Consider the following 10,379-nt stretch of genomic DNA (forward strand, 5'->3'; position numbering starts at 1 on the left):
CTTTGGTTGCACGTCTACGATGCGTCCACAACCGACACGGGGACCCACCCTGTCGTTGAACGACTGGGTGAACGGACGCGTCAAGCTCGTCCAAGCGGCGCCCCGATCGGCGCTCGGCAAGGGTCCGTAAGTCATGTCGACCGGTATCGCTGCACGACGAGGGTTCACCTGAGGACGGCCCATGAACCGAGACGTGTCGAACATTGCGTCGCCGCCGTGCCGGTGCAATCCTGCGGCGAAGCGGGCGAATCAATGACGGGGGGCTCATGGGCGGGGTCATCACGGGATCGACGGTGCGACCCTCGTCCGCGCGCAACCTCAACGTGGCCAGCCTCCCTGCCCTCGAGCGGATCCTCCAACAAGCCGGCGACGACGTCGTGTTGCTCCAGGATGTCGTGGACGCCCTGAAGCGTCGTGACGACGACGCCGGGATCGAGCTGTGGATGAGGGCGGCCGCCAGGCTGGCCGCCGCCAGAAGGGCCGGAGCGGTGGACACCAGGGATCCCCTCGGGCCCTTCCTGGCGGCGCGCAAGCTCGTCCGCCCCGACGGCCGTGCCCTCCACCTGCATCGGGCGACGCAGTCCGAGGTCGACGCCATGCGGGCGCACCTCGTCGGAGCCCGCAAGCTCGGTCGTCTCGAGGAGCTGCGGGATCGGGACGCGGCGATCTTCGTGCTGTTCGGGGCGGAGTGGTTCAGGCGAAGCTTCGCCGGCGGCGTGGCGAGGTGGGCCGACCTGACCGCCCCGATCGGGACGTTGCCGAGCCAGGTCGCCAGGCAGCTCACGGACAGGGGCCTCCGTTGGTGGAAGCTGCCGGTGCGCAACCACACTGGCGACAACGAATGGCTGCTGACCATCCGGCTAGAGGGGGGCTTCCCCTCGCGGCTCCTCGAGACGCAGGAGCGCGGGTGGTTGGTCGGGCACCTGCGCCGGCTCATCGCCAGGTTCTCGGCGAGCTCGGTCGACCTTGCCGACGCAGTCTCGATGGCGTCCGAGGACGTGACCGTGCCCCCGATGTTCAGGCAGAGGGACTTCGCCGCGCTCTGCACCGGGCTCGCGGTCGCGATCGTGAGGCTCCGGACCGAGCACGGGCCCGACGCGGCCGCCGCAGGGGTGCCGCGACTGTCCGCTTGGCTGGACGCGTGCCAAGCCGGGTGGAAGGAGGCGCTCGGCATCGAGGGCGAAGGCGCCTCGCGGCTCGTGGACGACCTGGTCAGCGAGAGCCTGCAGAGGCTCGGTGGCGACGCGGCCCGGTGCAAGCGCCTCCTCGTGCGATCTGGTGACGCCTGGCGCCCCGCCCTGCTCCTCGGTGTGGACGGCGAGCCCGTGCTGCCGCGGAGTGTCAAGAAGGGCGTCTCGCGCCTGTACGGCCATCCCAGCGGCGCCTTGGCGGACCACCTCGCCGGGCAGGTGTGCGTCATCGAGCCGTCCGACGACGACGGACCCTGGCTCTGCCGCGCGCGGCGGGGCGCGCCACGGGGCCCGATCCTCGGCTTCCCCTTCGCGGCGGCGGCGTCCTTGGAGCTGCGCACCGACGCCGATTCTGTCGCGGTCGTGACCTGGGCCGCCGGCGACCCTATCAGGGGCGAGGTGCTGACCTTCGTCGGCGGCGAGGACGCTGGCGAGGATCCGGGCACCCTGACGCTCGTGGCGGCCGGCTCGTGCCGCAACCGCCGAGCGACACTGTACACGCGGGCGCCGAGCGGGTTCGAGGCAGTCGATCCCGTGCGCGGCGATCGCCTCGAGCCGATCTGGAGCGGCGACGGCTTCCGGTTGTTCCGCTTGACCGCCGCCACGCATGTCGGGCCGGCCGGCGGCGACCTGTTCTACAGGGTCCAGCCGGGCGCCGAGACCGACCAGGCGGACCACCTCACGATCGGTGGTGCGGACGCCCGGAAGGTCCGCGGCGTCACCACGCCGAACGGAGACCCGATCTTCGAGGGCCCGCCTGAGGTGATGGCCCACGTCGGCGGGGTCGGGACGAGCCACGTCGACGACGTGCGTTGGCGCCCGGTCGGCGAGGCGCGCTGGCGCGACTTGGCCGGCCGACGACCGGGTGCCGGCATCGTCGAGGTGGACTGGGTCGACCGATCAAGCCGGGCTACGAAGGACCGCCGTCGCGTGGCGGTCCTGCCCGAGGGCACGACGTTGCGCCGGCACAGCCTCAGGAACGGCGGCGCCACCTTCACCCTGTCAGGGGTGGGTGGCTGGTCGATCGAGGCTGCCCCGGGTTCCAGGGTGCAACTCACCGAGGCGCGGGACGTCCCCGGCGGTCAATCCTGGAAGGTGGCGTGGCGCGGGCCCGCCGAGCGCGACGTGTCCCTCAGGTTCGTCGGCCCGAACGGCGCCGTCGTCGACGCGGTGGCCCAGTACCCCTTCGGCACGGGCTGCTTCCTCTGGCCGGACGGCACGGTGTGCAATGTGCCCATGGTCACGCTCGACGGCCTTCGCGGCCTGAGGGCGGTGTCGGACGGCGGAAGCGTGCTCTCGATCGAGACGCACGGGCCGGGGCTGCGGGCCTTCCATCGCCAAGCCTTCCACGACGAGCTGCCGCTGTGGTCGTTGCGCGACACGGTCTCCTCGCTGCTGGCCGAGGCGGGCGACCTCGACAGCGAGGCCTGGGTAGAGTTCGAGCCGAGCGGCGCGAAGCTACGGGTGGCGCGCTACGAGACACCCGAGCTCACCCCTGGTCCCCACACGCTCCGCATCCCGACCGTGACGAGGCCGGCCGGGACGAGCTTGTCGCTTCGATGGCGTTCGCTGGTCGACATGGGCGACGAGGGCGCGCGGGAGTTGTCGACCATCGACGACGCGACCGCGGCCGCCGGCTCGGTCGTGCCTGTGCCCGACGACCTGCCCGGCCCCGGGGTGGCCTACTTGGCCGAGGGCAACGTCGTCGTGAGCCGGCCGGTTCTGTCGGGCGGCGTGCACCCCGCCCCGAACGAGCTGTCGCCCCTGCGACGCGCCGTCCTCGTCGCGAACCGACGAATGCGCGAATGGGCCTTCGAGGAGGCGTTCCGGGTCATCGACGAGGCCGTGCCCGGGAGCGAGGAGGACGTGGGGTGGCTGTTGCGCCACCTGGCGCTCCCCGACGCGCTGACGGCGTCGACGTTCCAGTCCCTGAACACCCTGGCGCACCATCCCGCGACGCTCGCCAGGCTAGCCGCCTCGGCCGCGAAGTCGAAGGACGCCGAACTTCGGGATCGGGTGTGGGGCTTGGAGCGCGAGCTCCCGTTTTTGTGGGTGCTGGTCGGCGTCAGGGACTGGGTATCGGCCTTCGCCACCCTTCGCGCCGCCGCACGGTCGCAGTTCCTGGGCCTCGTGCCGGAGCAGATGGCCGACGAGCTGTCGGGGGAGATCGTCCGCGACGCGGCCGAGAAGGTCGCGGCCTACGACGAGACATTGCGCATGACGTTCCGCCTGACTGGCCTCGTCGCGGCCGCCCCGGCGATGCCGCGCGCCGGACGGGCGGTGGCCGAGGAACACGTTCGTCGTGGCACCGGCAACTCGGGCGAGGGTGTCGTCGGGTCGTGCTTCGGGGGCCCCCAGATCCAGGCCGTCCTGCGGTCGTCGTATGCGTGGATCTATGGCTTCCACGAGAGCCACCACGAGGCGCTCGAGGCGCCGGTCGTCGCCGCCCTCGTGGCCGGTGGCCGCCTGCTTGGGCTCGACGGAAGGCAACGCCTTCGGATTCGGCGCAGCGTGGCCGAGGATCCCCAGCACTTCGCCGAGAGCTACGCCGCCACTATCCGTTCCATTGCCTGAGCCGTCCAGAATGAACGCCTTGAACCCGTTGCGCACCTTCGACGAGATCCGGACGCGGTCCGCCGGCGCCGTCGTCAGCCAAGCTGGGCTCAACCACGAGGGCCTGTCGGCCGAGATCCGGCGGAAACTGTCGTCGACGGAGGCGGCGGAGGGCGGCCTCCTGCAGGAGCCTGTCGTCGAGGGCGCCCCGGGGTACGTCAGGGACGATGCCACCCTGCAGGACATGTCCGGGACGCTGTTGCACCCGGACACCGTCGCCGCGCTCGACGGCGGCGAAGGCGGGCGGAAGGGGCGATACCGCTTCCGCAGGACGTGGCGTCCCTTCGCCCACCAAGTCGCCGCCTGGCACAAGCTGGCCGAGCCCGAGGCGAACTCGGTGCTCGTCACGAGTGGCACCGGCTCCGGGAAGACCGAGTGCTTCCTGGTGCCGATAATCGACGACCTCGTCCGCCAGTCGCGAAGCGGTCCCCTGGACGAGGGCGTCCAGGCCATCGTCCTCTACCCGTTGAACGCCCTGATCGCGAGCCAGGAGGAGCGCCTGCGAGACTGGACGGCGCCGTTCGACGGCCGCGTCCGGTTCGCGCTCTACAACGGCCTCTTGCCCAACGAGGTAGGCGCGCGAGAGGCGCAGGCGCGGCCCGAGACGGTGCCCGACAGGGCCTCGCTGAGGCGTTCGCCGCCGCCCATCCTGGTCACCAACGTGACCATGCTCGAGTACATGCTCCTCCGTCCCGAGGACGCCCCGATCCTGCGCAAGTCGGCGGGCAAGCTCCGCTACGTCGTCCTCGACGAGGCCCACAGCTACATCGGCGCCAGGGCGGCCGAGATCGCGCTGTTGCTGCGCCGCGTCTGCCTCGCCTTCGGCACGGACCCCAAGGATGTTCGCTTCGTCGCGACCTCGGCCACCATCGGCGGCCCGGACGCCTCCGCCGACCTGGCACGCTTCCTGGCTGACGTGTCGGGTGCTCCGACCGACCGCGTCAGCGTGATCAAGGGCGAGCCCCACTGGCCGAAGCTGCCGCCCATGACCAGGGCCGGGTCCCTCGACGAGGACCTCATGATCGGCGGCGATCCGGGGGCGCTCTACGACCTGCTCTCGGCCCACCGCGTCGTGAGGCCGTTGTTGGAGAGGCTCCGCGCCGGCGCGGTCACCATGTCGGAGGTCGCCGCCGTCGCGGCGAAGGCGGAGGTCACGCCGGCGGCCCTCGCCCAGGGCCTGTCGAGGGCTCGCGACAAGGACGACGTCGGGCTGTCGCCGCTGCGGATCCACGCCTTCCACCGAGCGGTCGCCGGCCTCTGGAGCTGCATCGACCCGGGTTGCACGGGACCGAGGCCGGCCCAGTGGCCGTTCGGCGCCTTGCAGGGCGACGACGTCGACAGGTGCCGGTTTTGCGGCGGGCACCCCTTCGAGGTGGTCGCATGCAACGCCTGCGGCGAACCCTACCTTAAGGTGGTCGAGCTCGAGGACGGCTCGCTGACGAGGTCGCGGCAAGGCAGGGTCGACGACGACTTCGCCGCGGATGCCGAGGCCACCGGCGACGCCGGCGGGGGAGAGCTGGACGACGACGACGCGGGGAACCACGACACGGACGACCGTGACCCCATCCGCCTCATCCTCTGGAGACCGCTGGCCGGGACGTGGCCCCTGCACGTCGACGTCAAGCATGCCCGGGCCTGCGGCTCCCCCTCCCCTGACCTGACGACGTTCCGTTGCGTGTCGGACGAGCACACGGACCGCTGCGTCGCCTGCGGGACGCGGCAGAAGCCGGGGTCGACGGAGGTGATCAGGCCCTTCCGCTTCGGCGCCCCCTTCCTGCTCGGCAACCTCGTGCCCGAGTTGCTGCAGGGGACGGCCGCGGCCGAGCACGACGGTCCAAGAGACCGCCTGCCGCCACTCGAAGGGCGGCAGCTGCTGTCGTTCACCGACAGCCGGCAGGGAACAGCCCGCATCTCGGCAAAGTTGCAGATCGGCGCGGAGCGCAACTTCGTGCGGTCGTTCGTGTACCACGCCGTCCAGGACGCCTTGCTGCGATCCCCGGACACCTCGAAGTTCGACGAGCAGATAGCGAAGTTCGAGGGGCTGATCTCGGCTCATCCCGGCCTCGACCTGGGCCTCGACGGGGTACTGGCGACGGCCCGCGCCGACCGGGCGGCCAAGCTCAGGGAGGCCGCCTCGGGCCTGGCCTGGCCGACCATGGTCCAGCGCCTGGCGGAACGCGAAGAGATCGGGGTCTGGCTGCGCGAGCTCTGGTCGCGGCGCGACCCGGAGCGCTTCGGCAACCCGACCGTGCTAGCGAACTTCCTGCTCCTGCGAGAGCTATCGCGCCGGCCGAAGCAGGCGAACTCGATCGAGACCATGGGCCTTGCCCGCCTGCGCTTCGACGCGATCGACGCGGCGGTGCCGCCGAAGGCGTTCCGCGACCTCGGTGGCGGCGACCCGGACTGGAGGGACTACCTGGACATCCTTCAGACGCACGTGGTGCGTGGCAACTCCGCGGTTCGCATGGACTGGAACGACAGGAGGTGGATCGACCACAAGACCCTCCTCAAGAGACTGGTGAAGAAGGCCGACGCCGAGCCCGTGAGGGGACAGTACCGCTGGCCCTCCGTGCCGCAGGGGGACAGGCCGCTCGGCAATCCGTCGCGCGCCGTCTGGCTGCTCCTCAAGGGCCTCGTCCTCGACCCCCGCGACCCGATGGTCAGGGTCGCCCTGCAGGAGTGCCTCGACGCCGCCTGGACCGCCATGAGGTCGATCCTGTCGCCGCCGGGCGCCGTCGACCACGCCCTGGACTTCACCACGGCCAACGTGGGCCCGGTGACGCGGGCCGACGTGTGCCCCGTCACCCGGAGGGTGCTCGACGCCAGCTTCCGTGGGCTGACCCCCTACGACGACCCCGACCCGGCCTCGGAAGCGCGGAAGGTCACCACGTTCGAGATGCCCAGGCATCCGGCGCCCTTCCTCGGCGTGACCGATGACGAGGACCGTGACGTGGCGCGAGCGAAGGTCGCGGCGTGGCTCGCGGACGACCCGACGATCCGCGAACTGCGCGGACGTGGCGTGTGGAACAACCTGACCGACAAGACGGCGTCGTTCGCTGACTACTTCCGCTCGGCGGAGCACTCCGCCCAACAGGCGCCGAAACGCCTGAGGCACTACGAGGCGTTGTTCAAGGAGGGCAACATCAATGTGCTGAACTGCTCCACCACGATGGAGATGGGCGTCGACATCGGCTCGGTCTCGCACGTGCTCATGACGAACGTGCCGCCCTCGATCGCGTCCTACCGCCAACGCGTCGGCCGAGCCGGTCGACGGAACCAAGCCATGTCGATGGCCTTCACGTTCTGCAAGGACCGCCCGCTCGACCGGATGGCGTTCCTGGAACCGATCCGGTTCCTCGCCCGCACGATGCGTGCGCCGCGGGTGGCCCTGGACAGCACCATCATCGTCCAGCGACACGTGAACGCACTCCTCTTCTCCGCCTACGTTCATGGTCAGCAGACCAACGCCCTAAAGACCCAGGCCGGGCCGTTCTTCGGCTGTCCGTCGGGCGCGGGCGCGATCGAGGACATCGACAACAACGGCGCCGCACTCTTCAGCGCCTTCGTGAGACTGCCGTCCACGCGCGCGGCGCTGGCGGCGCAGGTCGCCGCATTGACGAGGGGATCGGCCTTGGACCGCGACGCCGGCGTCTTCGATGCCGCCGCGAAGGGGATGGACGGGGTGCGCGAGGCGTTCGCCGCCGAGTGGCGGGCGCTTCAGGCGTCGCGGTCCAAGGGCAAGGCGGCCGCCGGGAGCGAGGCCGCCAACAAGGGGCTCGTCATCCGCCTCCGTCGCATGTGCGAGGACTACGTCCTCGGCGTGCTGTCCGGTCGCGGGTTCCTGCCGAGCCACGGCTTCCCGACCGGCGTCGTGCCGTTCGTGTGCCCGTTGGACGAGATCGAGGAGGAGCGGCCGGAGGACAGGAGCCGGAGGGCCAAGCCCTATCCGCAACGTCAGTTGGACGTGGCGATGCGCGAGTACGCGCCGGGCGCCGAGGTCGTGCTCGACGGGCTCGTGCACAAGTCGGCGGGCGTGACATTGAACTGGCGCAGGCCCGCGAGCGAGGACGGCGTCCGAGAGATCCAGAACCTTCTCTGGAGGTGGGACTGCAGGAGCTGCGGGGAGTCAGGCACCACCCGGACCATGGACGACGTGGAGGCGTGCAAGTCCTGCGGCGCGGCAGCCCCTGATCGGTTCGAGTATCTCCAGCCTGCAGGCTTCGCCGCGGACTGGCGGGACGACCCGCACGCGAACCCGGACGTGATCAGCTACGTGCCCCCCGAGGAGCCGCGCATAGGGTTGGGGGGCGCGCGATGGTCGCCTCTGGCCAACCCCGCACAGGGACGCCGGCGGGAGAACAGCGCCGGCACGGTGTTCCACTGTAGCTCGGGTCCCGGTCGCAAGGGATACGAGATCTGCCTCCATTGCGGTCGCGCGCAGGCCGAGGCCGGTGACCTGGAGCGGATCGCATGGGACCACAAGCCACTCTTCGGCAAGGCTGACCGGAGCGACGCGTGCACGGGCAGCGACAGCCCGTTCGGCATCAAGAGGGAGCTGAGGCTCGGCTACGATGTCAGCACCGACGTGTTCGAGGTGCAGCCGAACGGCATCAGCACGAGGGGAAGTGGCCTCGCCTTCGCCGTCGCCCTTCGCGAGGCGCTGGCGCGGCGGCTCGGCATCGGCATGGAGGAGATGGGCGTCGCCGCGTCACGGCGTGACAAGGCCAGCGGAGGCCCGATCAGCTGCTTCGTCTTCGACAGGGCGGTGGGCGGCTCTGGCTTCTCCACCCAGGCGGGACCGCTCTTCGACGAGCTCCTGAGGGAGATGGCGTCGATCCTCGACTGCAAGGCCGAGGGTTGCGTAGGGGGGTGTCCGGCATGCGTCCTGTCGGGCGACCTCACCGACGACCAGGCCAGGATTCTCGACCGGGAAGGCGCGCTGGCGGTGACCCTCAGGCTCGCCGCGGAGGGGACGCCCGACGCCCAGGACCTCGCCGCGCCCGGCGCACGTCTGACGCCGGACGCCTTCGACGCCCTCCTCAGGGCGAGGACCTCGACGGCCACGCGCCTGGTCCTCCGGGTGTCATCCCCGCTCGACGTCGAGACGATGTCGGAATGGGGTGCCACGGCCCTGATCCGCAGGTGGACGGACACCGGCGGGACGGCGGTGGTGTCGGTGCTAGCCGACGCGTTGGCCTCGATGGGCGGCACCGCGAAGCTGGCGCTGCGCGACTGGTTGATGACCTGGGGAGCCGGTCTGGAGGAGAGCGCCGACGCGAAGTGCCCGAACGGGGCCTTGGTGCTGGCGGAGGTGGTCGGATCGGCCGGGAGCGTGGTCCTGGCGACGAGGGACGCCGCCCTACTCGGCGCCGGGCCGACTTGGGGCCGACCCGATGATACCTCGGTGGTGCAGTTCAACGCGGCGGAGGAGAAGCTGAGGGGCGTCCCTGTAGCGCTGGACCGACTGCAGCCGTCATCAGGCGCGAAGATCAAGACGCTCGAGAACGAGCTGAACGGCAACCTCGGCACCTTCGGCAGACGCATGGTGCAGGTGATGAGAACCGCCCTGCGGGAGGCCGGGGTGGCGGACGGCGCCATCGCCAGCGTCACGTACTCCGACCGTTATCTCAACTCGCCGCTCACTGCGCGCATGGCGATAGAGACCCTGGCCGTCCTCACCGGCTCGGCCCCTGGCAAGTCTGTCAAGGCTCGGCTCGAGATGTCGTCACTCCGACCCAAGGACAAGTGGTCGACGGCCCTCGATGACGACTGGACCAAGGAGAACGACCGCCAAGAGGTCATGCTGCAGTATGCCGGGCGGCTCGGGCTGCAGCTGACCACGTGGCGCGGGAAGGTACCGCACGGACGCTGCATGGAGATCGAGTTCGCAGCCGGTCACTCGGCACGAATCTACATGGACCAGGGCTTCGGGGCCTGGGAGGTCCAATCTCCGCCGCTGTACCCGTTCACAGAGGGTGCGCAGAAGCAGGTGGCCGCGATGATCGTGGCCGACCCGCGTGTCACCGCGAGAGGACCGACTTACATTGCCGCAGAGGCGAGGTAGGCTCTGCGGCTCACGGCGTGTCGCCTATCGGCAACCATGAGCGACCAAGCACCATGGTAGAACTCGGTCGCAGGCTAACCCAGACGTGCGATCGTTTCAGATTTGTACCTAACTTGGCGATGCGTCGCCTGTCCAACTGGCTGCGTCGCGGCTCAGGATCGGCGGCGTCCTGGCCTTTTCTGACGTTCCCGACTGCATGATCATTGTCGGTGGGAAGGGCATCCGCTCGACTCTAGGCACTCACGATCGCTACTCGGTGCTGCCTCCGGTCTGGTCGGCCTGATCAAAGACAAGTGCTGTCGTGGTTCTCCACAGCTGCCGCGTGGATCCGTGGCTGGTGGCAGTACCTTCTCGTTGGTCCTAGGGTCACCCGCATGAAGGGTGCGGCGCAGCGCATCTCGGCTCTCTCGACGACTTCACACCGGTCCTGGGAGCCTAGCAGCTTGTCGGACTTAACGGCCCTTTTGGCTTTTGGTATGGTTGGCTGGTCGTCCCCCTCGCGTCGGTCTGCC

The 10,379-nt window shown here is 70.1% G+C and carries 2 protein-coding genes; both read left to right on the forward strand.

The window, feature by feature from the left end; translation table 11 throughout:
* Positions 1-293: 293 nt before the first annotated feature.
* The gene (locus tag D3272_RS27515) at positions 294-3,764 is read left to right on the forward strand and encodes an STY4851/ECs_5259 family protein (RefSeq protein WP_165361489.1); all 3,471 of its coding nucleotides are present in this window, start codon (positions 294-296) and stop codon (positions 3,762-3,764) included.
* A gap of 10 nt (positions 3,765-3,774) precedes the next feature.
* Positions 3,775-9,867 (forward strand): DEAD/DEAH box helicase, encoded by a 6,093-nt coding sequence (locus D3272_RS22790; RefSeq protein WP_165361490.1) that lies wholly within the window; start codon positions 3,775-3,777, stop codon positions 9,865-9,867.
* The last annotated feature ends 512 nt before the right edge of the window (positions 9,868-10,379 follow it).

It is taken from the genome of Lichenibacterium ramalinae, from assembly GCF_004137085.1.
Lineage (GTDB): Bacteria > Pseudomonadota > Alphaproteobacteria > Rhizobiales > Beijerinckiaceae > Lichenihabitans > Lichenihabitans ramalinae.